The sequence below is a fragment of the Stappia sp. WLB 29 genome (genome assembly GCF_023507705.1).
Taxonomy (GTDB): Bacteria; Pseudomonadota; Alphaproteobacteria; order Rhizobiales; family Stappiaceae; genus Stappia.
Genome location: NZ_JALBGD010000007.1, coordinates 204,782 through 229,645, shown reverse-complemented (window position 1 = coordinate 229,645; position 24,864 = coordinate 204,782). Strand labels below are relative to the sequence as shown.

General features: G+C 66.4%; 27 protein-coding genes. 20 read left to right on the top strand and 7 right to left on the bottom strand.

The features are described from left to right. The first annotated feature begins 89 nt into the window (after positions 1 to 89). From MNI96_RS15085 to MNI96_RS15075, 3 genes are all read left to right on the top strand, one after another. The gene (locus MNI96_RS15085) at positions 90 to 602 is read left to right on the top strand and encodes a retropepsin-like aspartic protease family protein (RefSeq protein ID WP_249694455.1); all 513 of its coding nucleotides are present in this window, start codon (positions 90 to 92) and stop codon (positions 600 to 602) included. A gap of 93 nt (positions 603 to 695) precedes the next feature. Next, a complete protein-coding gene (locus MNI96_RS15080) occupies positions 696 to 1,721 on the top strand; it encodes an aldose epimerase family protein (RefSeq protein WP_249694453.1) in 1,026 nt (341 codons plus the stop codon). Beyond that, positions 1,718 to 2,749, top strand: coding sequence for a histone deacetylase family protein (locus MNI96_RS15075; RefSeq protein ID WP_249694450.1), 1,032 nt, complete (start codon positions 1,718 to 1,720; stop codon positions 2,747 to 2,749). Before MNI96_RS15080 ends, MNI96_RS15075 begins: the two co-directional genes overlap by 4 nt. Positions 2,750 to 2,757: 8 nt before the next feature. On the opposite strand, the gene MNI96_RS15070 is transcribed toward MNI96_RS15075, so the two are convergent. Further along, positions 2,758 to 3,375: an HAD family hydrolase gene (locus tag MNI96_RS15070; protein ID WP_249694448.1), complete on the bottom strand. Its 618-nt coding sequence runs from the start codon at positions 3,373 to 3,375 to the stop codon at positions 2,758 to 2,760. A 132-nt stretch (positions 3,376 to 3,507) separates the two neighbouring features. Between MNI96_RS15070 and MNI96_RS15065 the strand changes: the two genes are divergently transcribed. Beyond that, a complete protein-coding gene (locus tag MNI96_RS15065) occupies positions 3,508 to 4,530 on the top strand; it encodes a phosphate/phosphite/phosphonate ABC transporter substrate-binding protein (RefSeq protein ID WP_249694446.1) in 1,023 nt (340 codons plus the stop codon). Between the two features lie 7 nt (positions 4,531 to 4,537). Here the strand turns inward: MNI96_RS15065 and MNI96_RS15060 are convergent, their stop codons facing one another. From MNI96_RS15060 to MNI96_RS15050, 3 genes are all read right to left on the bottom strand, one after another. Then, positions 4,538 to 5,152 carry a TadE/TadG family type IV pilus assembly protein gene (locus MNI96_RS15060; protein WP_249694444.1) on the bottom strand — a complete coding sequence of 205 codons (615 nt, stop codon included), beginning with the start codon at positions 5,150 to 5,152 and terminating at the stop codon, positions 4,538 to 4,540. Positions 5,153 to 5,154: 2 nt separating this feature from the next. After that, entirely contained in the window at positions 5,155 to 5,670 is a 516-nt protein-coding gene (locus MNI96_RS15055) for a TadE/TadG family type IV pilus assembly protein (RefSeq protein WP_249694442.1), read from the bottom strand. 106 nt (positions 5,671 to 5,776) lie between these two features. After that, positions 5,777 to 6,256, bottom strand: coding sequence for a pilus assembly protein N-terminal domain-containing protein (locus tag MNI96_RS15050; protein WP_249694440.1), 480 nt, complete (start codon positions 6,254 to 6,256; stop codon positions 5,777 to 5,779). A 394-nt stretch (positions 6,257 to 6,650) separates the two neighbouring features. Here MNI96_RS15050 and MNI96_RS15045 point away from each other — a divergent pair, with 394 nt between their 5' ends. The 9 genes from MNI96_RS15045 to MNI96_RS15005 all read left to right on the top strand — a co-directional run bounded on the left by MNI96_RS15045 (position 6,651) and on the right by MNI96_RS15005 (position 15,737). Next, entirely contained in the window at positions 6,651 to 6,827 is a 177-nt protein-coding gene (locus MNI96_RS15045; RefSeq protein ID WP_249694438.1) for a Flp family type IVb pilin, read from the top strand. 220 nt (positions 6,828 to 7,047) lie between these two features. Continuing rightward, on the top strand, positions 7,048 to 7,554 hold the full coding sequence (locus tag MNI96_RS15040; RefSeq protein WP_249694436.1) for an A24 family peptidase: 507 nt from the start codon (positions 7,048 to 7,050) through the stop codon (positions 7,552 to 7,554). A gap of 199 nt (positions 7,555 to 7,753) precedes the next feature. Beyond that, on the top strand, positions 7,754 to 8,584 hold the full coding sequence (gene cpaB, locus MNI96_RS15035) for a Flp pilus assembly protein CpaB (protein ID WP_249694433.1): 831 nt from the start codon (positions 7,754 to 7,756) through the stop codon (positions 8,582 to 8,584). Positions 8,585 to 8,623: 39 nt separating this feature from the next. Further along, a complete protein-coding gene (locus tag MNI96_RS15030) occupies positions 8,624 to 10,033 on the top strand; it encodes a type II and III secretion system protein family protein (RefSeq protein WP_249694432.1) in 1,410 nt (469 codons plus the stop codon). Positions 10,034 to 10,044: 11 nt separating this feature from the next. Further along, the gene (locus MNI96_RS15025; protein ID WP_249694431.1) at positions 10,045 to 10,806 is read left to right on the top strand and encodes a CpaD family pilus assembly protein; all 762 of its coding nucleotides are present in this window, start codon (positions 10,045 to 10,047) and stop codon (positions 10,804 to 10,806) included. Positions 10,807 to 10,824: 18 nt separating this feature from the next. Further along, a complete protein-coding gene (locus tag MNI96_RS15020; protein WP_249694430.1) occupies positions 10,825 to 12,147 on the top strand; it encodes a CpaE/TadZ family protein in 1,323 nt (440 codons plus the stop codon). 46 nt (positions 12,148 to 12,193) lie between these two features. Continuing rightward, on the top strand, positions 12,194 to 13,696 hold the full coding sequence (locus MNI96_RS15015) for a TadA family conjugal transfer-associated ATPase (RefSeq protein WP_249694429.1): 1,503 nt from the start codon (positions 12,194 to 12,196) through the stop codon (positions 13,694 to 13,696). Continuing rightward, on the top strand, positions 13,689 to 14,714 hold the full coding sequence (locus tag MNI96_RS15010; protein WP_249694428.1) for a type II secretion system F family protein: 1,026 nt from the start codon (positions 13,689 to 13,691) through the stop codon (positions 14,712 to 14,714). The genes MNI96_RS15015 and MNI96_RS15010 overlap by 8 nt, the downstream gene beginning before the upstream one ends. Positions 14,715 to 14,756: 42 nt before the next feature. Next, the gene (locus MNI96_RS15005) at positions 14,757 to 15,737 is read left to right on the top strand and encodes a type II secretion system F family protein (RefSeq protein ID WP_249694427.1); all 981 of its coding nucleotides are present in this window, start codon (positions 14,757 to 14,759) and stop codon (positions 15,735 to 15,737) included. A gap of 96 nt (positions 15,738 to 15,833) precedes the next feature. On the opposite strand, the gene MNI96_RS15000 is transcribed toward MNI96_RS15005, so the two are convergent. Next, positions 15,834 to 16,661: a tetratricopeptide repeat protein gene (locus MNI96_RS15000; protein ID WP_249694426.1), complete on the bottom strand. Its 828-nt coding sequence runs from the start codon at positions 16,659 to 16,661 to the stop codon at positions 15,834 to 15,836. Positions 16,662 to 16,874: 213 nt separating this feature from the next. On the opposite strand from MNI96_RS15000, the gene MNI96_RS14995 reads away from it, so the two are divergent. The 4 genes from MNI96_RS14995 (at position 16,875) to MNI96_RS14980 (ending at position 20,461) form a co-directional block, all read left to right on the top strand. After that, positions 16,875 to 18,266 (top strand): leucyl aminopeptidase family protein, encoded by a 1,392-nt coding sequence (locus tag MNI96_RS14995; RefSeq protein WP_249694425.1) that lies wholly within the window; start codon positions 16,875 to 16,877, stop codon positions 18,264 to 18,266. A 108-nt stretch (positions 18,267 to 18,374) separates the two neighbouring features. After that, a complete protein-coding gene (locus MNI96_RS14990; protein WP_158194893.1) occupies positions 18,375 to 18,725 on the top strand; it encodes a MarR family winged helix-turn-helix transcriptional regulator in 351 nt (116 codons plus the stop codon). 60 nt (positions 18,726 to 18,785) lie between these two features. Beyond that, the gene (locus tag MNI96_RS14985; protein ID WP_249694423.1) at positions 18,786 to 19,670 is read left to right on the top strand and encodes a C40 family peptidase; all 885 of its coding nucleotides are present in this window, start codon (positions 18,786 to 18,788) and stop codon (positions 19,668 to 19,670) included. Positions 19,671 to 20,083: 413 nt separating this feature from the next. Then, positions 20,084 to 20,461: a response regulator gene (locus MNI96_RS14980; RefSeq protein WP_249694421.1), complete on the top strand. Its 378-nt coding sequence runs from the start codon at positions 20,084 to 20,086 to the stop codon at positions 20,459 to 20,461. Between the two features lie 35 nt (positions 20,462 to 20,496). Here MNI96_RS14980 and MNI96_RS14975 read toward each other — a convergent pair whose 3' ends face one another. Beyond that, complete coding sequence (locus MNI96_RS14975) at positions 20,497 to 21,441, bottom strand: 2-hydroxyacid dehydrogenase (RefSeq protein WP_283776501.1); 945 nt, start codon at positions 21,439 to 21,441, stop codon at positions 20,497 to 20,499. A 264-nt stretch (positions 21,442 to 21,705) separates the two neighbouring features. Between MNI96_RS14975 and MNI96_RS14970 the strand changes: the two genes are divergently transcribed. Beyond that, entirely contained in the window at positions 21,706 to 22,032 is a 327-nt protein-coding gene (locus tag MNI96_RS14970; RefSeq protein WP_249694419.1) for a hypothetical protein, read from the top strand. Between the two features lie 142 nt (positions 22,033 to 22,174). Here the strand turns inward: MNI96_RS14970 and MNI96_RS14965 are convergent, their stop codons facing one another. Continuing rightward, positions 22,175 to 23,431, bottom strand: coding sequence for a DNA recombination protein RmuC (locus tag MNI96_RS14965; protein WP_249694417.1), 1,257 nt, complete (start codon positions 23,429 to 23,431; stop codon positions 22,175 to 22,177). A 194-nt stretch (positions 23,432 to 23,625) separates the two neighbouring features. Here MNI96_RS14965 and def point away from each other — a divergent pair, with 194 nt between their 5' ends. Continuing rightward, positions 23,626 to 24,144 carry a peptide deformylase gene (gene def / locus MNI96_RS14960; RefSeq protein ID WP_249694415.1) on the top strand — a complete coding sequence of 173 codons (519 nt, stop codon included), beginning with the start codon at positions 23,626 to 23,628 and terminating at the stop codon, positions 24,142 to 24,144. A 41-nt stretch (positions 24,145 to 24,185) separates the two neighbouring features. Further along, the gene (locus tag MNI96_RS14955) at positions 24,186 to 24,818 is read left to right on the top strand and encodes a MarC family protein (RefSeq protein ID WP_249694413.1); all 633 of its coding nucleotides are present in this window, start codon (positions 24,186 to 24,188) and stop codon (positions 24,816 to 24,818) included. Positions 24,819 to 24,864 lie beyond the last annotated feature (46 nt).

The following is a 24,864-nucleotide window of genomic DNA, read 5'->3' as shown; positions in this document are numbered from 1 at the left end:
CGTGCCGCGCTGGGCTTCACCCCTTGCTAAGCGCTGCCGTGAGATCTTTCCCGCCTGATCTTGACTGGTTAAGGGCAGGGGGCGAAGCCATGGCACGCTATCTGATGATCGCCGTAATCGTCGTCGTGGCCGCGGCCTTGGCGCCCGATTTTTTGCGCGATTATCTCAAGGGGGCGCCGATCGTCGCGGCAGTACGCCAGGAGGCACCTGCATCCGAGCCCTCGTCCGGACCGCGCACGCTCGTCCTGAAGGCCGGGCGAAACGGCCATTACGAGGTCAGCGCTCACATCAATGGCCGTCCGGTGCACTCCCTGATCGACACCGGCGCTTCGACGCTTGCCCTGCCGTCGGAGGTTGCGGCCCTTTCCGGTGTCCGTCCGGCCCGCTCGGACTATGTCGTCAAGGTGCGCACGGCCAACGGGATCGCGCTGGCTGCGCCCGTTACCCTGCGCGAGCTGCGCCTGGGAAGCATCCGCCTCAAAAATGTCGAGGCGCTGGTCATGCCGGAGGGCGCGCTGGAACTGCCGCTGATCGGCATGTCGGTGCTCGGCCGTCTTGCCAAGGTCGACATCCGCTCCGGCACGATGCGGTTGATACAGTAGCCCTGCCGGGTGATTTCGCTGTCCGTCCCGTTATAGTGTCCCCGCCCGCGTATCGCGCGTCGGGCCTGCCAGGGATCGCGGGAACCACCTGAAATGAGCGTCAGTCAATTCGGCCAGCTTGCCGATGGAACGCCTGTCGAGCGCGTTGCCATCGCGGCGGGCGGACTGTCGGCCAGAATCATGGCGCTGGGCGCTGCCATCACCGACCTACGCGTCGGCGGGCGCAGCGTCGTGCTCGGCTTCGCCGATCTTGCCTCCTATCTCGCCCATTCGCCCTATTTCGGCGTGATCGCCGGCCGCCACGCCAACCGCATCGCCGGCGGTCGGTTCCGGCTCGACGGCAGCGACGTCCAGCTGGAATGCAACGAGGGCGGTCGCAACCATCTTCACGGCGGAGCAAGGGGCTTTGCCCGGCGGTTGTGGTCGCTGCGAGAGGCCGGACCCGCCCATGCGGTGCTGGCGCTGGTCTCCGAGGATGGCGATGCGGGCTATCCGGGCCGTGTCGAGGCGAGCGTGTGCTACGAGATCCCGGGGGCCGGGGACCGGCTCCGCATCGTGCTGGAAGCGGTAACCGACCGGCCGACGCTGGTGAACCTTGCGACCCACAGCTATTTCAACCTCGACGGATCGCCCGACATCGGCGGCCATCTGCTGCAGATCGAGGCGGATGCCTACCTGCCCGTCGACGGCGAGGCGATTCCGACCGGCGAGGTGCGCCCCGTTGCGGGAACGCCGTACGATTTCCGCCGCCTGCGCCGGATCGATGCGCATGGGGGCGATGTCGCCCATGACCATAATTTCTGCCTGTCAGCCGTGCCAACTTGCGAACCGCGCCCCGTCGCGCGCGTTATCGGACAGGAGAGCGGCCTTGCCATGGACGTTCTGACGAGCGAGCCCGGTCTCCAGTTCTACGATGGCTACAAGCTCGACGTACCCTGTCCGGGGCTGGGCGGGCGCAGCTACGGGCCGCGTGCGGGCCTTTGCCTGGAGCCGCAGCGCTGGCCGGACAGTCCCAATCATCGGCACTTCGCCGGGGCCGTCCTGCGACCGGACGAGCTCTACCGGCAAGTGACAGAGTATCGCTTTTCCCAGATCGGGCATGAGGACCTGACGCCATGAAGACCGTGTTTTCCGCCGGACAGCTGGCCCACGACCCCAAGCAGGAAATCTCCGACGGCATGCTGAAGCCGGCGGTGGAGATTCCCTCCCGCGCCGAGATGGTTCGCGAGGCCGTGCTCGCCCGCGGTCTCGGCGAACTGCTGGAGCCGGACGATTTCGGCATGGAGCCTCTCGCCCGCATCCATGATGCCGGCTACCTCGCGTTCCTGGAGAGCTTCTGGGACCGCTGGACCAACGCTGGGCGCAGCAGCGAGGCCTTCCCCTTCGTCTGGCCGGTGCGCGGCCTTAACATCGATCCCGTGCCCGATCACATCGACGGGTTGCTCGGCCGCTACTCCTTCGATGCCGGAACGCCGCTCGGCGAGCACACCTTCGCCGCCGCGCGCGCCAGCGCCGATTCCGCGCTGACCGGCGCCCGCCTAGTTGCCGGCGGCGAGCGCGCCGCCTTCGCCCTGTGCCGTCCACCCGGACACCACGCGGCGGCCGACTACTATGGTGGCTACTGCTTCCTCAACAATGCGGCCATCGCTGCGCAGTGGCTGCGCGATGCCGGCGCCGAACGCGTCGCGGTGCTCGATGTCGACTATCACCACGGCAACGGTACCCAGTCGATCTTCTACGAGCGCTCCGACGTGCTGTTCCTGTCGATCCATGCCGACCCGCGCGAGGAATATCCCTACTTTCTCGGCCACGCGGCAGAGACCGGGGCGGGCAAGGGCGAGGGGTTCAACGCCAACTATCCGCTGGAACTCGGCGCCGATTGGGATGTGTGGTCGCAGGCGCTTGCCGCCTCGCTCGCGCGCATCGCTGCCTTCCGGCCGGACACGCTGGTCGTCTCGCTCGGCCTCGATGCCTACGAGAAGGATCCGATCTCCCGCTTCCGCCTCGTCCACGAGGACTTCACGCGAATGGGCGCAGCACTCGCCGCGGCCGGCCTTCCGACCCTCTTCGTCATGGAAGGCGGCTATGCGGTCGATGCGCTCGGCACCAACTGCGTTAACGTGCTGGAGGGCTTCGAGGCCGTCTGACCACCGATCTAGAGCTGGAAACCGAGGTCGATCAGCGAGGCTTTCAGTGCAGGGGCATCGGTAAAGTGGATGGCATGCATGCCCACGGACCGGGCCGCCTCGACATTGGCCGGGCTGTCATCGATGAACACGGTGGTCTCGGGCGCCAGGTCGTTGCGCGAGAACAGCACGTGGTAGATGCGCGGGTCCGGCTTCACCAGCCGCTCATGCGCGGACACGACAACATCGATGAAACTGTCGGCAAGAAAGGGGAAGCGGCGCTCGCACTCGGCGAACTTCTCGGACGAGAAATTGGTGATCGCATAGAGCGGCACGCCCGCCGTCTTGAGCGCGGTGAGGATCGCGACGCTGCCCGGCACCTCGCCCGGCACCATTTCATGCCAGCGTGTATCCCAGGCGAGTATCTCCTCCCGGTGGTCGGGTCGCCGGGCGAGAGCCTCGGCGATACCTTCGGCAAAGCTGCGGCCCCGGTCCTGCTCCAGGTTCCACTCCGGCGGCAGCACCTCGGTGAGAAACCGGTCGGCATCGGCCTCGTTCTCGAAGATGCTGCGATAAAGACGGCGCGGATCCCACTGGATGAGGACGTTGCCGATGTCGAAGACCACGGTATCGGGACGGCGTGTCATCGAAGCTCCCGGATTGCGGGCGCTGCGGCCCTGGCACACACTGGCGGAATGAGGAGACTGGCGCGGCGATCCGGTTCGGGGCAAGAGGCAATCGGCGGGGCGAGGCGCCTGTCCCGCGTCTTTTCGCGCGCGATGGCTGTCCTGCTGCTGGCAGGGCTGATGCTCGGCACATCCGGCGCGCGGCTGCTGGCCCAGGAGGATATGCCGCCGCAGCCGGACGATCCCGCCTTCCTGCCTTGGCAGGAGGAGCTCGGTCCTGCCGACGACGGTACCGGGCAGTCCGGGCCCGGTGCGGCCTTCGATCCGCAGCGCCTTGCCCTGATGCCGGAGCTTCGCGTCGGCATCGCCATGGACCCGGCGGCCGGCGATTTCGGCCGGGCGGCCCCGTTCCGCGAACTGCTGGAGGCAGGCCTGCGCGTTCCGGTCCTGCTGATCGCCTACCGCAACCTGTCGCAGCTGCAGCGGGCGCTGGTCGGGGGAGAGGTCCACTACGCGCCGCTGTCGGCCTCCGCCTACGCGGCGGCGCAAGGCGAGTGCGGCTGCCTGGAGCCGCTGGTCGCCCCACGCCCGCCGGACGGTGAGACAGGGTGGCATGCCATCGCGTTGGCACGGGCCGGCGAAGAGATCGAAGCGCCTGCGGACATGGCGGGACGCCGCATCGCCACCGGCCCGCACGATGCGGTCGGCAGCCGCCTCGTCCAGCTTGCCGGGCTCACGGGCGAGGGCATGGATCTGGAGCAGAAGGCCGCCTCGCTCACTGCCCATGACGATCCGTTGGCGGCCGCACTTGCGCTCATCCGGGGCGATGCCGATGTCGCCTTCGTCTGGTCGTCGCTGCAGGGAGAGGCCGCGGCGGGCTACTCGCGCGGCACCTTGCGGGATCTGGCGGAAAGGGGCATCGAGATTGCCGGGCTGAGGATCGTCTGGGCGTCCGGGGCCATCGCCGGTGCCCCGCATGTGGTCCGGCAGGACGTGCCGCGGGAGATCCGCAGCCTGCTCGCGGAGATCATGACCGGGCAAGGCGCAGCCGAGGCCGTTTCGGATGACGGCTTCGTTGCCGTGGGTGCGCAGGATTATGCGCCCGTGCTGGCCGCCTTTCCGCCGGAGGCTGGCGTGTCGCGCGGCCGTCTCCGGCCGCTCGGCGGCGGCGACTAGACGGAGTTCAGTTGCAGCACTCGACGCTCGTGCTGACGCGCGGGCGCATGTAGTAGGTGTCGCTGAGCGTAATCGTGGCGGCGTTGAACACATCCTTGAGCACTGCCGCGAAGGTCGGCCGATGCTCGTATTCGGCACGAGCTACGACCAGATAGGTGTCCTTCTGCCGGGTCAGTTCTTCCGGCAGATCGATCGGAGGGGCGGAGTTGGCGCCCCACTGGGCGGTGTTCATCGCCCGGCTCCACACGACGCGCGGCTGGTTCACTTCCTTCATCCACACGCTGGCGACGACCACTTTCAACGGGGCTTCCGGATAGGGGTCGAGCACGGCGCGCGACAGGTTCAGCAGGTCGTTGACCTCGGAGGACTTGAGCTTGTCGGCCTGTGCCACCAAGTCGGCGACGGAACTGGCAGCCTGGCTGACCTTGCGGTCGAGGGTAAGTGCCGAGTTCAGTTCGGTCACGCCGAGGAACAGGACCAGCATGAAGGGCAGCACCAGCGCGAACTCGACCGCGGCCACGCCGTGTCGGTCCCGCATCAGGCCGGCGACGATCCGCGCGGCGGTCTTCCGGACGATGCGCCGCGGTTCCTGTTGCCGCTCCTGCCGCTTCGGGCTGGTCATGGTCAGTTGCTCGCCTGCTGCGTGGTCCAGGGGAAGGGTTCGTTGCGGAACACCGCGGTGGCGACCAGCAGGCGGTCGCCGGAACTCAGATCGCCATAGGCGGTCTTCATCATCGACGACAGCATCGGCCAGCGGTAAAGGGCCCGCACCACGATGATCTGGCCGGCCTCGCCGTGGTTGTAACCGGTGTCGGCGACCAGTTCGCCGTCCTGGATAAGCGGTTTCGGCGTGAAGGATGAGAAGTCGTCGATCCGTTCGACGTCGAGGGTCAGCCGGTCCGAGTTGATCGGGAAGCCGGCAAGACGCTCCAGCATCGCCTCCTTGAACTTGTCGGCATTGAATCCCTGGGCATGGGCCTGGCCGGTGCGGATCATCCGCGCTGCGTCCATGGTTGCGTTGCTGAGCACCTGGTTGGCGAAGAAGGCCAGGCCGATCTCGATCACCCCGAGCAGAAGCATGAAGAACGGGATCGCCACGAAGGCGAATTCGATCGCCGTCGTGCCTTCGCGGTCCCGCACCACTGCGCGTAGCGGGCGCAGGCGAGCGAAGCGAGGGAGGAGGCGATCTCTCAGCATCTGGCAAATACTCATTGTCGGGAGGCAGCTACAGTCGGGTCATCGTAAGTCAGTTGGAAACGCCCGCGGCCTTTTCGGACATGTCGTTGCGCTGGTTGGACTGTTTGCTCAGCAGTTCGTAACCGGCATCGCCGTCGCCCACGCGCATCACAGGCTCGCAATTGGGTGCGCAGGAATAGCTGTAGCGCTCTCCCTTGCGCTGCACCGTGACCGTGTCGCCGGAGGCGGAGGAAACCGTGATCACCTCGTCTATGATCGGTTCGCCGTTGCGGTCGAGGATGACGAGGTTGGTCGTACCGTAGAGCTTTCCGGTCACCACCACCGTCTGACGGTCGTACATGGTGACGTCGGCGATCGCCGGGTTGCCGACGATGACGGTGTCGGCGGGTGCGTCGATGCGGAAGACCTTGGCCCGGTCGGTCATCACGTGGACGCCGCTCTCCTGGGCATGTGCGCCCGCCATGGCAAAGGCGGCCAGTAGGGCCACAGCCGTGATCGACGCAAAAAAAGCCTCGCGAAAATGCGACATGGGCAAGCTCCTCGGCGAAAATTCCTATGCGAGAGTGAAGGATATTGGTGAAGGAAGGGCTAACGCACGGTCTGTTCCGGAGCGTTCTGCGAGCCCCGTTCATGTCCGGCGCCCTCCGGTGTCAGCTGTGAAGGGCGCGGAGTCTTCGGCAGGCTGCCGTCCTTTGCGGCAGCGGGCGAGGGGGATGGCGCGACATATCTGGTTAAAATGCCGAATAATGTATTCTTGAAGAATTAACTATAGTCTTGCTCGGTGCGAACTTGTCGATCGGTGGAGATGAATTTAACCTTGTGGCAAGGTGTGGTTCCTATAGTGGCAACATCTTCGAGCGACCGAAATAACAACAAGGTCGACGAGGTGGTGCAGACAAACAAGTGAAGTGTAGGAGCCAACCATGCAGAAGTTTCTCGCTCGTTTCGCCAAGGATGAGTCCGGCGCGACCGCCATCGAATACGGCCTGATCGCCGGCCTGATCGGCGTCGCCATCATCGCTGCGGTCACGCTTACCGGCACGAACCTCACCGGTCTTTTCAACCGTATTGCGGCCACCCTGACGGCCCCTGCCTCCTAAGGCCGGTTGCCGCTTTCACGGGTTATCCCGGCAGTGATGCCGGGATACGCGAGAGTGCTTGATGCGGGCGGCGGTAGCCGCCCGTTTCCGTTTGCGGCCCGGGCGGCTGTGCCGGGCGCGGTGTCAACCGGCACATCGTCAACCGGCCCTTAAGGGAAGCCGTTTAGAACCGGTTTCTGCCAGGGGATGACCGGTGTGATGTCGATGGGAGGATTGGTGCATGATCGAGGCAGCGCTGCTGGTCGTCTTTCCATGTCTCGTGGCTTTTGCCGGGGCATCCGACCTGTTCACGATGACCATTCCCAACCGGGTCTCCCTTCTGCTGATCGCCGGTTTCGCGATGCTTGCGCCGGCCATCGGTATGGCGCCGGTCGAAATCGGCTTCCACCTGATTGCGGCCGGTCTCGCGTTGTCCGTCGGGCTAGCGTTCTTCGCTTTTGGCTGGATGGGCGGCGGCGATGCCAAACTGATGACTGCCGTTGCACTGTGGCTGGGCCTGACGCCGGCGCTTGGCAACTTTCTGCTATTGACGAGCATCTACGGCGCGGTACTGACGCTGGCCATCCTCGGATTCCGGAAAGTCGTTCTGTTGCCGGTTGCCGCCTACCGCGTGGAATGGATCGCTCGCCTGCATGACAACAGGACCGGCATTCCTTACGGCATCACCATCGCGGTCGCCGCGTTGCAGGCCTACCCCGGATCGGTCTGGTTCCGGGCAATCATCTAGCAGAAACACTGCAGTTTCGAGGTTCTGCGCGTGCCTTGCGGCGTCGCCATTCTTCGGCAGTAGATGTCATGAGTTAACGAAATATAAATAATGCATAATCTTCAATTTTAATTTGCAAAGAATTTAGGGTCTGTTCAGCAACATTGATCACATCTGATTAACCATGTCTTGACCATTTTCCCGCCACAGTAGTCGCACGATGACCGAAGGCGCATCCGCGTCCGGTTCGCTACGATCCATGCGGGTATTGGCAATGAAGATCGCACGTTTCGCCATTCTGGGCATTTCACTCGCCGCCGGTGTCCTGGTGGCGCGGATGGTGATGAGCAACACTCCCGAGCCGCCGGCCGCTCCGACAGTGGTGACCGAGACGGTGGAGAAGGACGAGGTCCTCACCGTTGCCAAGGACATTGCCCTGGGCGAGCAGCTCTCGGCGGCTGATCTGTCCTGGACGAGCTGGCCGCGCGATCTGGCGCCGGCGACGGCGGTCCTGCGGTCCCAGCGACCCGATGCCATCACCGAGATCGCGGGCCGCATTGCCAAGGCGCCCGTCTATCAGGGCGAACCGGTGCGCGAGGAGCGCCTGATCAGCAGCGATCGCGGCTTCATGTCGACCATCCTGCCCAAGGGCAAGCGGGCTATCGCCGTCTCGGTCGAGGCGCTCACCGCTGCCGGCGGCTTCATCCTGCCCGGTGACAAGGTCGACGTGATTCTGACACGCCAGTCGTCAGGTCGGTCCGGCAATTCCTTCACCAGCGAGACGATCCTGCAGAACGTACGGGTTTTGGCCATCGACACCACCACGGCCGGCGAGCGGGACGAGAAGGCCCTGCCCCCGGGGCAGACCGCCACGCTCGAGCTTGAGCCGGCCGAGGCCGAGGTCGTCGCACAGGCCTCTCAGCTCGGCACGATCGCCCTTGTCCTGCGCTCGGCCCAGGATTCTGCGGACGACGCCGACCCCGGCCTCGTCGGCGGCGGTGTGAATTTTGTGAAGTTCGGCGTTGCCAGCCAGGCCCGGACCCAGCGGTAAGCGGGAGCGGGCGCGGTGATGACGGCAAGGAGTACTCGGATGTTGGCTCAACGTTTCTTCCGCATCGGTACGGCGATCTGCCTTGTGCTGATCGGTCTGGCCGGGATGGATGCAGCCCGTGCCGACGGCTATCCAAAGGCGGTCACCATCCAGGCCGGTGAGCGGGTGGCCGGACGTCTGCTCAAGGTCGGGCTCGGCCGCTCCGTGGTGATCAACCTCGGCGAGGAAGTGAGCGACGTCATCGTCTCCAACCCGGAGGTGGCCGACGCCGTGGTGCGCTCCTCGCGCCGGGTCTTCATTCTCGGCAACAAGGCCGGCCAGGCGAGTCTCTTCCTGTTCGGCCGCGCCGGCAACCAGATCGCCAGCTTCGATCTGGCTGTAGAGAACGACACGACCGACCTCAACATGATGATCCGCCGCGCCCTTCCGGGCGCCGACATCACGGCCGAGTCGGTCAATGGCAATATAGTCCTGAGCGGCACCGCCTCCAGCACCGTCGAAGCCCAGCAGGCCGCCGACCTGGCGGCGCGTTTCTCGAAGGTCGAAGGCAGCGCCTTGCCGGTCCTCAACATGGTCTCGGTGAGCGGCAAGGACCAGGTCCATCTGAAGGTGACGGTGGCCGAGGTCGAGCGCTCGATCATCAAGCAGCTCGGCGTCAACCTGTCCGGAACCATCGGCATCGGCAACTACAGCGCCAATTTCAACAGCTCGCCCGGCTATTCGGTCAACTCCAACATCGTGGGTCGCCCGAATGTTGGCGGCGGGTTCCTTGCCGGCGGCTCGAGGCTGAATGCGGACCTGCAGGCGCTGCAGCGCGACGGCGTGATTCGCACGCTCGCCGAGCCGACGCTCACCGCGATTTCCGGCGAGAATGCCAGCTTCCTGGCCGGCGGCGAGTTTCCGATCCCGATCGCCGAGGACAACAACAAGCTCACGGTCCAGTTCAAGAAGTTCGGCGTCGGCCTCGACTTCACGCCGGTGGTCCTGAGCGGGGGGCGTATTTCGCTGCGCATCAAGACCGAGGTCAGCGAGATCACCCAGGAGGGCGCCGTCTCGATCGGCTCTCTGGTCATTCCCGCGCTCAAGGTGCGCCGGGCCGAGTCCACCGTCGAGCTGCCCTCCGGCGGCACGCTGGTCATGGCAGGCCTGCTGAAGGAGTCCTACAAGCAGGACCTCAACGGTGTTCCCGGCCTGATGCAGGTGCCGATCCTCGGTGCCCTGTTCAAGAGCCGCGACTTCCTGCGACAGGAGACCGAACTCGCCGTCTTCGTGACGCCCTACACCGTCAGCCCGACGGCCCGCTCGGAGCTTGTCGAGCCGACCCGAAACCTAGCGCCGGCGACCGATGGCGAAACGATTTTCCTGAACCGTCTCAACCGCATGTACCGGGTATCCGGCGATCCTGGACAGGGCGCTTACCACGGTCAGGTCGGCTACATCTACGAGTGAGGACCGGTCCCATGCATCCTGCATCCGCAAAGCGCATTGCCGCTTCCGCAATCCGGGTCCGCGCGCTCACGCCGACCCTTGCCGTTCTCGCCGCGCTGCTGGCGGCGGGCTGCCAGACCCAGCAGCCGACGGTCGAGGCGCTGGCCACCAACGACTATCGCCTGCGTCATCCGATCGTTGTGAGCGAAGGAGTGAAGACCCTCGACCTGCCGGTGGGCAGCGACATGCGCCGCCTGTCGCCGCAGCTGTCCGCCGTCGTTTCCAGCTTTGCCGCCGAGGCCCGCTCGCGCGGCGGCGGCGCGATGGAGATCATCGTGCCGTCGGGCGCCTATAACGAGGCGGCCGTCCATGCGGTGCTGCCGCAGATCCGCAAGGCGCTGGTGCAGGGCGGTGTCTCGCCCAAGCGCATCGCCACCCGCGGCTATCCGGTCCAGGATCCGGGTATCTCTGCGCCGGTGCGCCTGGCCTATTCGGGGCTGCAGGCCAAGACCGGTCCCTGCGGCCAATGGCCCGACAACATCACGGGCGGCGGCGACGGGATGCGCCACAACCCGCACCTGAACAACACGCAGTACTACAATTTCGGCTGCGCCACGCAGTCAAACCTTGCCGCCATGGTCGACAATCCGACGGACTTGCTCTACCCGCGCGCCTCGACGCCGGCCGACCAGCTCCGTCGCGGCACGGTCTACGGCAAGTACCGCGCCGGCGAGCAGACGGCAGCCGATTACAAGGAAGGCGACGGTTCGCGCGTTTCCGACGCAACGAACTGATCCGGAGGAGCTGGACGGATGAACACCCTCGCTTACGACAGTCCGCTCGACGAGGACGGGTATCCGCATGAGCCTGCGATGGGCGACCCCCACGCCATCGCCGCGCCTGCCGATACGCTGGACATCAAGGCGGTGCCGCGCATCGCGATCCAGGCTTTTTGCGAAAGCGAAGACGTTGCCCGGATGATCGAGAGCGCGGCCCAGGACCGACGCATGGCCAAGGCCCATGTGAAGGTGCACAAGGGCGGGCTCGCCGCCGCCGTCGACTTCTACGGCTCGGCGCCGACGCCGAATCTGATCCTGCTGGAGACCCGCGTAGAATCCTCCAGGCTGATCCAGGGGCTGGAGCAGCTGGCGGAAGTCTGCGATGCCGGCACCAAGGTGATGATCATCGGCCACGTCAACGACGTGAAGCTCTATCGCGACCTGATCCACCGCGGCATCAGCGATTACCTCGTCGCGCCGATCAATCTGTTCCAACTGATAGGCGCCATCGGCGAGCTCTATGTCAATCCCGACGCCGATCCGCTGGGGCGGACCATCGCCTTCGTCGGCGCCAAGGGCGGCGTCGGCTCGTCCACCGTGGCGCACAATGTCGCCTGGTCGATCGCCCGCGTCTACGAGAGCGACGTGGTGCTGGCCGATCTCGATCTCGCCTTCGGCACGGCCGGTCTCGACTTCAACCAGGATCCGTTGCAGGGCGTCTTCGAGGCGGTCTCTTCGCCCGAGCGGCTCGACGAGACCATGCTCGACCGCTTGCTGTCGAAATGTGCCGACCGTCTCAGCCTGCTTGCCGCACCGGCCTCGCTCGAGCGGACCTACGACCATGGCGAGACCAGCTTCGACGGTCTGCTCGACATCATGAAGCAGGGCGCGCCGGCCATCGTGCTGGACCTGCCGCATGTTTGGTCCGGCTGGGTTCGCCGGATGCTGGCAGCCGTCGACGAAGTGGTGATCGTTGCCGAGCCGGACCTCGCCAACCTGCGCAACGCCAAGAACATGATCGACACGTTGCGGCAGCTGCGCCCCAACGATGCGCCGCCGCGCCTGGTGTTGAACCGGGTCAACGTGCCGAAACGGCCGGAAATCAAGGCGGCCGAATTCGCCGACGCGCTCGAGCTCACAGCCGCTGCGGTGGTGCCCTTCGATCCGATGCTGTTCGGCACCGCCGCCAACAACGGCCAGATGATCGGCGAGCAGGACGAAAAGCATGCGACGGCGGAAATCTTCAGCCAGATCTCGCAACTGGTCACCGGTCGCGGCGAAGTGGCGAAGCCCAAGGGACTGGCGCTCGGCTCGCTGGTGTCCCGCTTCCTGAAGAAGGGCAAGGCCGCCGGCTGACCGGAGGCCCGGCAGGTTTCTTCGAGACGATTGAAAGCAGGTAACGATGTTCGGTCGACGTGGCGCTTCCTCAGGTTCCCAGACGTCCCGCCCCGCGGCACCGCCCATGCAGGGCGAGCCGCAGGCCGCGCCGGCTGCACCGCCGCCGCCCGTCGCGGCCGAGCCTGCACGTGCCCCTGCCGTGGCACAGCCCGCCGTTGCCGCCAAGCCGGCGCCGCCTCCGCCGCCGGTCGCCGAGCCGCGTGCGCCGCAGCGATCGGAAGGCTATTACGCGACCAAGTCGTCGATCTTCAACGCGCTGGTCGAGGCGATCGACCTGTCGATGCTGACCCGCCTCAGCGCCGAGGACGCGCGCGAGGAGATCCGCGACGTCGTCAACGACATCATCGCGCTGAAGAACGTGGTGATGTCGATTTCCGAGCAGGAGGACATGCTCGAGGACATCTGCAACGACGTCCTGGGCTATGGCCCGCTCGAGCCTCTGCTGGCCCGCGACGACATCGCCGACATCATGGTCAACGGCGCCAACACGGTCTACATCGAGACCCAGGGCCGGATGCAGCAGACCAGCGTGCGCTTCCGCGACAACAAGCAGCTGATGAACATCTGCCAGCGGATCGTCAGCCAGGTCGGCCGCCGCGTCGACGAATCCAGCCCGATCTGCGACGCCCGCCTTGCCGACGGCTCGCGCGTCAACGTGATTGCCCCGCCGCTGGCCATTGACGGGCCGACGCTCACCATTCGTAAGTTCAAGAAGGACAAGCTGACCCTCAAGCAGCTCGTCCAGTACGGTTCGATCTCGCCCGAGGGCGCGACGGTGCTGGAAATCATCGGACGCAGCCGCTGCAACGTGCTGATCTCCGGCGGTACGGGTTCGGGCAAGACGACGCTGCTCAACTGCCTGACGGCCTATATCGATTCCACCGAGCGCATCATCACCTGCGAGGACGCGGCCGAGTTGCAGCTGCAGCAGCCGCATGTGGTGCGTCTCGAGACCCGTCCGCCGAACCTGGAAGGCGAGGGCGAGGTGACCATGCGCGATCTCGTCAAGAACTGTCTGCGCATGCGCCCCGAGCGGATCATCGTCGGCGAGGTGCGCGGACCCGAGGCCTTCGACCTGCTGCAGGCGATGAACACCGGCCACGACGGGTCCATGGGCACACTGCACGCCAACAGCCCGCGCGAGGCGCTGTCGCGCCTGGAATCGATGATCACCATGGGCGGCTTCTCGCTGCCCTCCAAGACCCTGCGCGAGATGATCGTCTCGTCCATCGACGTGATCGTCCAGGCGCAGCGTCTGCGCGACGGTTCGCGCCGCATCACCCACGTTTCCGAGGTGATGGGCATGGAAGGCGACGTGATCATCACCCAGGACGTGTTCCTCTACGACATCCTCGGCGAGGACGCGAACGGCAAGCTGGTCGGCCGTCACCGCTCCACCGGCATCGGTCGCCCGAAGTTCTGGGAAAAGGCCCGCTATTTCGGCGAGGAACATCGCCTTGCCGCCGCCCTCGACGCCGCCGAAGCCCCGGAGCCCGGACATGGCTGACCTGCAGTCCTTCCTCTCGCCGCAAGTGACGATGATCGCCATCGCCCTGCTCGCGACGTTTTCCATCGGCGGCATCATCTACGCCCTGTTCGAGCCGCAACTGAGCGGGCGTGCGGCACGCGACAAGCGGATGAAGTCGGTCGCGGCGCGCAGCACTGCTGCCATCGATGCCACCCGCCGTGCGGTGCGCGACGGCGACCGCCGGCGCAAGTCGGTGCAGGACCAGCTCAAGGAATTCGAGGCCCGCGAGAAGAAGAAGCAGCAACGCGCCGCGCGCCTGTCGCTCGACGAGCGGATCGACCAAGCCGGCCTGTCGTGGTCGAAGCGCGGCTTCCTCGGCTTTTCGGCGATCTGCGGGCTGGTGCTCGGCCTCGTCGGCCTGCTCGCCTCCGGCTCGCTGATCGTCACCCTGGGTCTGATGTTCGTCGGCGCCTTCGGCGTGCCGCGCTTCTATCTCGGGCGCCGCCGCAAGAAGCGGATCGCCGCCTTCCTGAACGAGTTGCCGAATGCCGTCGACGTCATCGTGCGCGGCACCAAGGCCGGCCTGCCGCTCGGCGAGTGCGTCCAGATCGTCGCCGCCGAGGCGCGCGAACCGATCAAGACCGAGTTCCGACGCATCGTCGAGGCGCAGACCATGGGCATCACTCTGGCCGAGGCGATCTCCAAGCTGCCGAGCCGCATGCCGGTCGCGGAGGCGAACTTCCTCGCCATCGTCGTGATGATCCAGTCGCAGTCGGGCGGTTCGCTGTCCGAGGCGCTGGGCAACCTCTCCAAGGTGCTGCGCGAGCGCAAGGCGATGAAGGGCAAGATCGTCGCCATGAGCCAGGAGGCCAAGTCCTCCGCCGCGATCATCGGCTCGTTGCCCTTCCTGGTGGTCGGGGCGCTGTCGGTGCTCAGCCCCTCCTACATGATGCTGCTGTTTACCGATCCCGCCGGCAACATCATCGTCATCGGCAGCGGCCTGTGGATGCTGACCGGCATCTTCATCATGAAGAAGATGATCGCCTTCGACTTCTGATCTGCCGCTTTCGGGCAGGAACGACGGACACGGAAAGAGACCATGGGACTGGATTTCTCCAATCTTCTCTCCCAGCAGGCGATGATCGCCATCCTGACCATGGTCGCGATCGCCGGCACGCTGTTTTCGCTTGTCGTGCCGCTGCTGGAAGGCGACAAGCTCAAGAGCCGGATGAAATCCGTGGCGCTGGAGCGCGAGCAGATGCGGGCGCGTGAGCGAGCCCGCCTGGCGGACGACAAGGCCAATGCGCGGGTTTCCCTGCGCAACAAGCCGAAGAAGAACATGCAGAGGATTGTCGACCGGCTGAACCTGAAGAACCTTCTGTCGGACGATCAGACCAAGCTGCGGCTGATGCGTGCCGGCTATCGCGGCGTGCGTCCGCTTTATACCTATCTGTTCGCGCGCCTCGTGATGCCGGTGATCCTGTTCGTGCTGGCGCTGTTCTATACGTTCGTAGTGCTCCAGATCGATCAGCCGGCGATGGTCAAGGTGTTCATCTCCTGCCTCGTGGCGTTCGTCGGCTTCTACGCACCCGACCTTTACCTGAAGAACAAGATCCAGAACCGCCAGCTGTCGATCAACCGCGCCTGGCCGGATGCGCTCGACCTGATGCTGATCTGCGTGGAATCGGGCATGTCGATCGAGGTCGCCTTCCGTAAGGTGTCGGAGGAGATCGGCATCCAGTCGGTCCCGCTGGCCGAGGAACTGACGCTGACCAATGCCGAGCTCTCCTATCTCGGCGACCGGCGCATGGCCTACGAGAACCTTGCCAACCGCACCGGCCTGGAAGGCGTCAAGAACGTCTCGCTGGCGCTGATCCAGGCCGAGCGCTACGGCACGCCGGTCTCCACCGCGCTGCGCGTCATGGCCGACGAGAACCGGATGCAGCGCATGCAAGCGGCGGAAAAGAAGGCGGCTGCCCTGCCGCCTAAGCTGACCGTTCCGATGATCGTGTTCTTTCTGCCCGTCCTGCTCGCCGTCATCATCGGCCCGGCGATCATCCAAGCCCTCGCGACCTTCTGAAGGGCCGGGCTGGACACGGCCAGAAACCAGAGCAAGTCCACAAAAAGCCACCCGTGAGGGTGGCTTTGCCGTTTCCGGTGATCCGAGCGCGTGGAATCAGCCGCCGGACTTTTTCTTCTTCTTGTCCTGTGCGGCGATCTCGGCCCAGGAATTGCGCTGCGACAGCATAGACTTCAGATAGGCGATGTTCTGGGTTGCCTGGGCCGGGTCGATTTCCGCGGTGGCGACCTGTTCGGCCTCCTGGAAGCGGCCCTGCAGGCCGATCGCCAGCGCCAGGTTCTGGCGGATGCGGCTGTCGGCCTTCGGGCTGGCGGCAGCCCGGCGCAGCACGCCTTCCGCCTCCTTGGCTTCCCCTTGCAGGAGATAGGACATGGCGAGATTGTTGAGCAGGCTCGGCTCGTCGGGAGCGATCTTGAGCGCCTGGTTGTAGAGTTCGCGCGCCTGCTGGGTGTTGCCCATCTGGTCGTGAATCGCGGCTGCTGCCGACATCAGCCGCCAGTCGGGCCGGGTCGGGGTCTGCGCGCCGTTGATCACCTGCAGCGCTTCAGGCAAGCGGCCGTTCATCGCCAGCACCTTGCCATAGGCGGCGGCGATGTCGCGGTCGCTCTGATGCGCAATGATCGCCTGGCGCAGCACCGCCTCGGCCTGATCCACCTGGCCGTTGCGGCGCAGGGCCGCGGCATAGTTGAGGATGTTTTCCCGGTCCTTCGGCGAGCGCTGGTAGGCCTGGCCCCAATAGCCGACCGCCTGCAGCGCAGCGCTCGATCCGGGTGCGGCATAGCCTTGCGGTGCGCCCGAATGGGTGCCGACGGCGCGCTTCGACGAGGCGCAGCCGGTCAGCGCGACCATGGCCACCATCGAGGCCGCAAGCATCAGGCGCGGCGCGGCGGCAGGGCGGGGAAGGGCGTGGCGCGTGGATGGCATGGTGCCTGGCTCCTGGACACGGACGGACGGTTGAACTTGCAGAATGCGCAAGCTCATCAATACGTCGTTAACCCTAATGCTTCGTTAAATGCAGGCCCGGAGCAGGCCCGAAGCCGGCGGCCGGCCGGGCCCGGCGGGCGATTGCCGCTGCCCGCCCTTCGTGCTTAAAACGGGGTTCCGACCATCTTCTCCCGTCAGACAAGGACCTCGCCCGTGCGCGCCTCCCTGATCGCCCGTTCCGCCGATGTTGCGACCATTCCCGTTCATGCCGTCGACCGCGATCGGACATCGGCAACGCTTCAGGGCCTGGGTGCAAGGGCCGAGGCCTTCGCCGCGGCGAGCGGCTTCGACGGCGCGGCCGGCCAGTTGCTGCTGGTTCCAGGTGCTGAAGGAGCGCTCGAGGCCGTGCTGTTCGGCGTTGCTAATGCCGCCGTGCCCGGCTTTGACGTCGGCGACCTGGCCCGCAAGCTGCCGGGCGGCGACTTCCGCCTGGAGATTGCGGCCGAGGCGCAGGAGGAAGCCGCACTTGCCTTCGCGCTCGGCTCCTACCGTTTCGAGCGCTATCGCAAGCCGTCGACCCGTTCCGCGCCGCGGCTGATGGTGGGGGAGGGTGTCGACCTGGAGCGGGTCGGCCTGATCCTCGACGGCATGGCGCTCGCCCGCGACCTGGTCAACACGCCGGCGAGCGATCTCGGCCCGGCCGAGTTGTGCGATGCAGCCCTGCGCCTCTTCGCCGATCACGGCGGGCGCGTGCGCGTGGTCGAGGGCGAGGCGCTGCTCGCCGAAGGCTTTCCGATGGTGCATGCGGTCGGCCGGGCGAGTTCCCGCGCCCCGCGGCTTCTCGATGCGACCTGGGGCGAGGAGGGGCATCCGCGCGTCACCTTGGTGGGTAAGGGCGTCGTCTTCGACACCGGCGGCCTCGACATCAAGCCGTCCAGCGCCATGGCCTTGATGAAGAAGGACATGGGCGGTGCCGCCGCAGTGCTGGCGCTGGCCTCGATGATCATGGCGGCCGGCCTGCCGGTGCGCCTGCGCGTCATCGTCCCGGCGGTCGAGAACGCGATTTCCGGCGCGTCCTTCCGCCCCGGCGACGTGCTGGCGAGCCGCAAGGGCCTCACCGTCGAAATCGGCAACACCGACGCGGAAGGCCGGCTGATTCTGGCCGATGCCCTGGCGCTCGCCGACGAGGAGGAGCCGGAGATCCTGATCGACATGGCGACGCTGACCGGCGCCGCGCGCGTCGCCCTCGGCCCCGACCTGCCGCCCTTCTACACCGACGACGAGGCCTTTGCGGCCGAGCTTGCCGACCACGCGAGTGCTGTTCGCGATCCGCTGTGGCGACTGCCGCTGTGGCGCCCCTACGAGAGCTATCTGGAAAGCCGGATCGCCGACATCAACCACATCAACACCAGCGGCGCGGGCTTTGCCGGCTCGATCACCGCTGCCCTGTTTCTCTCGCGTTTCGTGGAAAAGGCGCGGGTCTGGGCGCATTTCGACATCTATGGCTGGAACCCGGCCGACCGTCCGGGACGGCCGCTCGGCGGCGAGGCGCAGGCCGCGCGCGCTCTGTTTTCGCTGCTTGCCGCCCGCTACCCGCGAAGCTGAGACCGCACGCTTTCCTGCCTCGTTTCGCCGTTTGTATAACGGAACCGAAACGAATTGCCTGCCAGAATGCGACAAGGCCGGCAACGGCGCATGAGGCATGGGTGAGGGATGGGTATCGACTTGCGGCCGTCGCAGGCGCTGCGGCTCTGGCATGATGTGACGATGTCGCTGGTCACCGACGGCGACAAGGACCTCACATCGCGCCAGATGGCGATCCTGATGACGGTCTATCTGGAGCCGCCCCCGCACACGGTCCGCGGGCTCGCAGCGCGTCTCGACGTCACCAAGCCGGTGATCACCCGCGCGCTCGACACTTTGGGTGCGATGAAGTTGCTGTCGCGCCGCCGCGACGAGGCCGACCGGCGCAACGTGGTGGTGACCCGCACGGTTGCCGGAGCGCTCTATCTGGAGCACATTGCCGATACGATCGTTGCCCGCGCCGCCGAGCTGTCCCGCTGAGCTGAAGCGGCGCGCGGGCGGCCGGACGTCCGAAAACGCCTAAAAAGCCTGGACAGCCGCATGACCAGCGAAGCCGCCGCCCCCTCCCTCGACCGCCGCATCCACCCCGTCCGCGCCGACTTGGCTGCAAGCCGCTATCGCGGCAGGGTCGCGGCGGAGCGTTTCGTGGACCCGCTGGCAACACGCATCACGGCCGCCTCGGCGCCGCTGCGCCCCGCGCCGGATGCGGCCCGCTCCATCGATACGGAGGCGCTGTACGGCGAGACCTTCGATCTCTACGAGATCCGCGACGACGGCTGGGCCTGGGGCCAGTTGGCAAGCGACGGCTATGTCGGCTACCTGCCGGCCGGATCTCTCGGCGAGGCCGGGTTGCCGGCCACCCACCGGGTCTGCGTGCCGCGCAGCTACCGTTATCCGGAGGCCGAGCTGAAGCGGCCGCCGCTCTCGCTCCTGTCGCTCGGCGCGCGCGTGCGCGTGGTCGGCGCAGCAGTGACGCGGGGTCTCGACTACGCATTGCTGGACGACGGCAGCGCCATGGTCGCCCGCCACTTGATGCCGCTGGGCGAGACGGTGGCCGACTGGGTGGCGGTGGCCGAAGGCCTGCTCGGCACGCCCTATCTGTGGGGCGGTCGGACGTCGCTGGGGCTCGATTGCTCGGCGCTGGTGCAGCTGGCGGCGGCGGAAGGCGGCCATGTGCTGCCGCGCGACAGCGATATGCAGGAGTCCGGGGCCGGCGAAGCGCTCGACATCTCCGGCGGCCTGCCGGAACTGGCGCGGGGCGACCTGCTGTTCTGGAAGGGCCATGTCGGAATCCTGCGCGATCCGGCCACCTTGCTGCATGCCAACGGTCACACGATGAGCGTCGCCTGCGAGCCGCTGGAGGCAGCGCTTGCGCGCATTTCCGCCAAGGAATGGGGCGCGCCGACCGCCTGCCGGCGTCTGTGACAGGGCGCGCAGCCGGCGCCTTTGCTTGGCGCTGCAAGAGTGAGGTTTTTCAGTTGTTCGGATTTCCAAGTTGTTTTGGAAATTTGCTTGCTTTTCCTTAAAAGGAAAATCCGAAAAACGGAGCATTTCCCTAGCGGAGCAGCTATGCAGGGAATGCAGTTGTGACGACTCGCTGACTTAACTATATCAACGTTGACGTTGCGCGACGGATTTTCGCGCCATTGAGACGGACAGAGAAGTCACCCAACGGGTCAAGCCGAACCGCAAGTCCGCACAGATCAATCATGTTGGACGTTTCGCCTGACATCCGGAAGGTTGTTGGTTCGAACGTCTTTGCACGTGTTTCTACGGACAATCGATCAACCATGCTTCATGTTTTGCCGCATGCGGTTTTTCTTCACGTTGAAGACAACGTGAACGATGCCCTCGCATTCCGTCTGGCGCTCGAAGGCGCAACCGGAAACATCCGTGTCCGCCGCGTCGGGTCCGTGGAGACGGCGCTCGAGCTGCTGGCGACGCCGGATGCCGCCGCCCCGCCCTTCGATTGCGTCGTCGCCTCGCTGGACCTGCCCGGCGGCCGCGCCGGCGAACTGGCCCGGCGCGTACGCCAGCGCCACGACAGCGCGACGCTGCCGCTGGTCGGCCTGACGCGCGGTGCCGTGCCTGCCGCTGCCGACGGCGACTGGTTCGACGCCGTTCACGAGAAGCCCGCGACCCCGCGCGAACTCAAGCGCATCGCGCGCGAGATCGTCGAACTGTGGTTCGCGCGCGCCCGCCGATTTCACTGCTAATCCGTTGAAGTAACGCGCCTTATGGCGATCCGGCCTCAGTAGCCGGTCGCCCGGTCGACGGTGTTGCGCAAGGCCTCGCCGGCCTCGAAGGCAAGGATCTGCTCGGCCACATAGGTCGAGATCGCCTCCGGATCGCTGTCGGCGGCGACATGCGGCGTGATCACCACATTCTCCAGCTTCCACAGCGGGCTGTGCGAGGGCAGCGGTTCGGTCTCGAACACATCGAGGCTGGCGCCCCTCAGCGTGCCGTCGGTGAGGGCGCGCACCAGATCCGCCTCGACCTGGCTGCCGCCGCGCCCGGCATTGATGAAGACCGGCCCGCCGAGCGCCCCGTCCCGCGCCAGCCGCGACACGAGAGCGTAATCGACGAAGCCGTGCGTCTCAGGCGTCAGGGGCAGCAGGTTCACCAGGATGTCGGTGCGGGCGAGGAAGGCGTCGAGCTCGCCCTCGCCGGCATAGCAGGCGACACCGTCGATCTGCTTGGGCCCTCGTGCCCAGCCGCCGACATCAAATCCCAGTCTTGCCAATACCTTGGCTGCTTCCGCGCCGAGCACGCCGAGGCCCAGAAGGCCGACCCGCACATGCCGCGCGGCCGGCTGTTCCAGGTCGCGCCACACGCCCTCGCGCTGCTGCGCGGCGTAGGCGAGATGCTGGCGATGGTGCAGCAGGACCTGAAGCGCCACCCACTCGGCCATGCGCGCGGTGAGGTCCGGATCGACGACGCGGACCACCGGAACGTCCGGCAGTCCGGGCTGGGCCAGCAGGTGGTCGACGCCGGCGCCGAGCGAAAAGATCACCTCGAGATTGGGGCAGGAGGCCAGGACCTCGGCCGGGGCCTTCCAGGCCAGAACGTAGCGGATGTCGGCCGGGTCGCCGACCGCATCCGGCCAGGACCGGATCTCGTGCTCCGGCAGGTGCCGGGCAAGGCGCAGGGCCCAGGCGGCGGGGTTCCAGCCCTTGACGGCGATCAGCAGGCTCATGGCGGTCCTCCAAAGGGGTGTTTCCCTCCCTTAGAGCATTTTCCGCCGGCCTGTGCAGCACCTGGATCGAAAAAAGCGTCGCAAAGCCAAGCCTCTGGCGGCAAAGGCGGGGTGGTTGTCCGCATCGTTCGGAACCGCAATTCGCTTGACGGATGCGGTCCGGGGCGAAACCGAATTTTGAGAGAAATTTTGCAAAATTCCGCGCTGAAATCGGGCAAATTTGATGTTCTTGTCTCAAACGCACTTTTCCGGGGGAGGGGATAAATGGATGTCGGAGACGTCAAGGAGGTGGCCGCCTGGGTCGACCTGATGCCGGGGCCGGGTCGCACGCCGACCCTGCATGTGACCGGCACGGTGACCGTCCCGACACCCTGCCACGAAGTGATGGCCGAGTTCGCCGGGATCGAGACGTCGGAGCCGCCGGTCTACCTCGTCGAGGTGACGCTTCGCGAGGGTGCCGGCCCCTGTCCGCAGGTGCTGACCGACATGAAGTTCCACTATATCGAACGGAGCTACGCCGGGGCGGCGAGGACGGTGCGGGTGTTTTCCGGCAGCGACAGCGAGATGGCGAAGATCGGCGAGGCGCACTGACGCCTGCCGGCTTGTCCCCGTGCGCCGCACGCCTCTATCCCCGCCCTGTCCCCGGTGAGGTGCCCGTTCCGGTCCGGGGCGGGCAGGCGCCGTTATCCCCGCAGGGGGCGAGCGGACGTATGATGCGCGGCAAGAAAAAGCGTCAGTCGGCGGCGTACGGATCGTGACGTCCGGGCAGGGGCAGGGGGCGTTCCGGCTCGTCCCGGCGGCCGTGCGGTTCGGCCGGCGCGCTGCTGCCTGTGCCGAGGCCGGTGCCGGCGGCCTGCTCGCCGCGCGGCGGGGCAAGGTCGAGATCGCCGATGGTGCGGCCGCGCTTGCCGATCTTGTCGGTCGAGATCAGGATCTGCTCGATGTCGCGGCCGGCCTGGCCGAAATGCTGCTGCAGCTTGCGGACCCGCTCGTCCAGCCGGTCGACATCGGCGACGAGATGGGCGACTTCGGCCTGGATCCGGTGCGCCTCCTCGCGCAGCCTTGCGTCGCGCAGCACCGACTGCACGACCTGGATCGACAGCAGCAGCAAGGAGGGAGAGACGATGACCACTCGGGCCCGGTGCGCCTTCTGGACGAGATCGGCGAACTGCTCGTGGATCTCGGCGAAGATGCTTTCTGAAGGAACGAACATGAAGGCCGTGTCCTGGGTCTCGCCCGGGATGAGGTAGCGTTCGGCGATGTCCGTAAGGTGCTTGCCGATGTCGCGGCGGAACCGGGCGCGCGCCTGCTTGAGCGGCTCCGGCCCCTCCGCCTGTTTCAGCTCGTTGTAGGCCTCGAGCGGAAACTTGGCGTCGATGACGAGGGGCGGCGCGCCGTTCGGCAGATGGATCAGGCAGTCCGGCCGCACGCGGGTCGACAGGGTCGCCTGGAAGGAGTAGCCGCCCGGCGCCAGCGCATCCTGGACGATGGCCTCCATCCGGCCCTGGCCGAAGGCGCCTCGCGCCTGCTTGTTGTCGAGGATCGACTGCAGCGCCCCGACCTGGCCGGAGAGGTCGCGGATCGTCGCCTGCGCCCGGTCGATGACCGCCAGCCGCTCGTGCAGGTGGCGCAACCCGTCATGGGTTCGCCGGGTGGTTTCGGCCATCGACTGGCCGAGCTTGTGGCTCATGCCGTCGAGCCGCTCGTTGACCGCGCGCATCAGGTCGCCCTGCCGCGAACCGAAGACCTCGGCCATGGTCTGCATCCGGCCGGTCATCTCGGACTGGACCTTGAGCAGGTCGGCGATCCGCGCCTCGAGCTCGCGCGCGTGTTCGGCCGCCCGCCATTCGGCATCGCGGGCCCGGCCCGCCTGCCGCGACACGGAGACGAGCGTCAGCACCGCGGCTGCGAGCAGCAGCAGCGCCGCGCCGACCAGCGCCTCGCCGAGCGACACCGGCCGGCCGAGCAGAGTGAAGAGAATCGTCTCCATGGAAACAAAGATAGAACATTTGTCGTTGCCGCGAAACGGCGCAAGCGTGCGGCGCCCCTTGCCGCCACCATGCGGGGACGAAGACGCGGAGGAGGCCGGCAGCCCATGGCGAAGGGGTCGCAAACCGCGGAAATCGTGCGTTCCGGGCGCATCCGCGCGTTGACGCGGGCGGCCTTCTCCCATATCTCAGCACCATGACGAAACGCGACATCATCATCCTGCCGGATCCCAAGCTGCGCCTGGTCAGCGAGCCGGTCGCCAGCGTCGACGACGCCGTGCGCCAGCTGGCCGACGACATGCTGGACACTATGTACGACGCGCCGGGCATCGGGCTGGCCGCGATCCAGATCGGCGTGCCGACGCGCATGCTGGTGCTGGATGTGGCGCGCGAGGGCGAGACGCCCGCGCCGATGGTGGTGATCAATCCCGAGATCGTCTGGGAATCCGACGAGCGCTCCGTCTATCAGGAGGGTTGCCTGTCGATCCCGGAATATTACGAGGACGTGGAGCGGCCGCAGCGCATCGGCCTGCGCTTCCTCGACCGCGAGGGCGCGCAGCGCGAGATCGAGGCGGACGGCCTGCTCGCCACCTGCCTGCAGCACGAGATCGACCACCTGAACGGCGTGCTGTTCATCGACCATATTTCCAAGCTGAAGCGCGACCGCGTCGTGAAGAAGTTCCAGAAGCAGGCCCGGCTGACCGAAAAGGCCTGAGCCGCGCCGCAGCCCGAACCTGCGACCCGGGAGCCGGACGCATGGACATCGCCTTCTTCCTCAAGGTCTTCGCGGCGCTTTTCGCGATCATGAGCCCGGTCGCCAACCTGCCGGTGTTCCTGGCGCTGACCAGCGACCGGAATGCCGCCGGAAAGCGCGCGGTCGCGCTGACCGCAACGCTCGGCCTCATCGCCGGCTCGCTCGTCGTCTTCTTCGGCGGCGAGGCGATCCTGTCGCTGTTCGGCATCAGCATCGACGGCTTCCGCCTTGCCGGCGGGCTGCTGATCCTGCTGATCGCCCTGTCCATGCTGCATGGCGGGGAAAGCAGCGCACAGGCCGGCACGGACGCAGAGAAAGAGCACCACCGGAACGTCGACAATCCGGGCATCTACCCCTTGACCGTGCCGATGCTGCTCGGCCCCGGCTCGATCTCGACCATCGTCATCTTCCGCGAGCAGGCGAGCGGGACGGGTCAGGAGATCGCCCTGGTGGCGGCGCTGACGGCCATGGTCGCCGTGCTCGCGGCCACCTTCTTTGCCGCGCCGATGCTGTCGCGGGTTCTGAACCGAACCGCGATCAGCATCATGAGCCGGCTAATGGGTATGATCCTCGCCGCCATCGCCATGGAAATGATGGTGGCGAGCCTTAAGGTCCTGCTGCCGGGTCTCGCATGACTTATCCCGACACCCTGAAAGCCGAGCCGCGGCTCGATCCTTCGAA

What these genes read in the sequence shown, in the direction of transcription:
- MNI96_RS15060 (WP_249694444.1), bottom strand. Translation starts at nt 5,152, where the DNA reads ATGACCAGCCCGAAGCGGCAGGAGCGGCAACAGGAACCGCGGCGCATC.
- MNI96_RS14970 (WP_249694419.1), top strand. Translation starts at nt 21,706, where the DNA reads ATGGATGTCGGAGACGTCAAGGAGGTGGCCGCCTGGGTCGACCTGATG.
- MNI96_RS15000 (WP_249694426.1), bottom strand. Translation starts at nt 16,661, where the DNA reads ATGCCATCCACGCGCCACGCCCTTCCCCGCCCTGCCGCCGCGCCGCGC.
- MNI96_RS15080 (WP_249694453.1), top strand. Translation starts at nt 696, where the DNA reads ATGAGCGTCAGTCAATTCGGCCAGCTTGCCGATGGAACGCCTGTCGAG.
- MNI96_RS15065 (WP_249694446.1), top strand. Translation starts at nt 3,508, where the DNA reads ATGGCTGTCCTGCTGCTGGCAGGGCTGATGCTCGGCACATCCGGCGCG.
- MNI96_RS15075 (WP_249694450.1), top strand. Translation starts at nt 1,718, where the DNA reads ATGAAGACCGTGTTTTCCGCCGGACAGCTGGCCCACGACCCCAAGCAG.
- MNI96_RS15025 (WP_249694431.1), top strand. Translation starts at nt 10,045, where the DNA reads ATGCATCCTGCATCCGCAAAGCGCATTGCCGCTTCCGCAATCCGGGTC.
- MNI96_RS15070 (WP_249694448.1), bottom strand. Translation starts at nt 3,375, where the DNA reads ATGACACGCCGTCCCGATACCGTGGTCTTCGACATCGGCAACGTCCTC.
- def (WP_249694415.1), top strand. Translation starts at nt 23,626, where the DNA reads ATGACGAAACGCGACATCATCATCCTGCCGGATCCCAAGCTGCGCCTG.
- MNI96_RS14985 (WP_249694423.1), top strand. Translation starts at nt 18,786, where the DNA reads ATGACCAGCGAAGCCGCCGCCCCCTCCCTCGACCGCCGCATCCACCCC.
- MNI96_RS15005 (WP_249694427.1), top strand. Translation starts at nt 14,757, where the DNA reads ATGGGACTGGATTTCTCCAATCTTCTCTCCCAGCAGGCGATGATCGCC.
- MNI96_RS14955 (WP_249694413.1), top strand. Translation starts at nt 24,186, where the DNA reads ATGGACATCGCCTTCTTCCTCAAGGTCTTCGCGGCGCTTTTCGCGATC.
- MNI96_RS14965 (WP_249694417.1), bottom strand. Translation starts at nt 23,431, where the DNA reads ATGGAGACGATTCTCTTCACTCTGCTCGGCCGGCCGGTGTCGCTCGGC.
- cpaB (WP_249694433.1), top strand. Translation starts at nt 7,754, where the DNA reads ATGACCGAAGGCGCATCCGCGTCCGGTTCGCTACGATCCATGCGGGTA.
- MNI96_RS15085 (WP_249694455.1), top strand. Translation starts at nt 90, where the DNA reads ATGGCACGCTATCTGATGATCGCCGTAATCGTCGTCGTGGCCGCGGCC.
- MNI96_RS15030 (WP_249694432.1), top strand. Translation starts at nt 8,624, where the DNA reads ATGTTGGCTCAACGTTTCTTCCGCATCGGTACGGCGATCTGCCTTGTG.
- MNI96_RS14990 (WP_158194893.1), top strand. Translation starts at nt 18,375, where the DNA reads ATGGGTATCGACTTGCGGCCGTCGCAGGCGCTGCGGCTCTGGCATGAT.
- MNI96_RS15010 (WP_249694428.1), top strand. Translation starts at nt 13,689, where the DNA reads ATGGCTGACCTGCAGTCCTTCCTCTCGCCGCAAGTGACGATGATCGCC.
- MNI96_RS15045 (WP_249694438.1), top strand. Translation starts at nt 6,651, where the DNA reads ATGCAGAAGTTTCTCGCTCGTTTCGCCAAGGATGAGTCCGGCGCGACC.
- MNI96_RS15040 (WP_249694436.1), top strand. Translation starts at nt 7,048, where the DNA reads ATGATCGAGGCAGCGCTGCTGGTCGTCTTTCCATGTCTCGTGGCTTTT.
- MNI96_RS15050 (WP_249694440.1), bottom strand. Translation starts at nt 6,256, where the DNA reads ATGTCGCATTTTCGCGAGGCTTTTTTTGCGTCGATCACGGCTGTGGCC.
- MNI96_RS15015 (WP_249694429.1), top strand. Translation starts at nt 12,194, where the DNA reads ATGTTCGGTCGACGTGGCGCTTCCTCAGGTTCCCAGACGTCCCGCCCC.
- MNI96_RS15020 (WP_249694430.1), top strand. Translation starts at nt 10,825, where the DNA reads ATGAACACCCTCGCTTACGACAGTCCGCTCGACGAGGACGGGTATCCG.
- MNI96_RS14975 (WP_283776501.1), bottom strand. Translation starts at nt 21,441, where the DNA reads ATGAGCCTGCTGATCGCCGTCAAGGGCTGGAACCCCGCCGCCTGGGCC.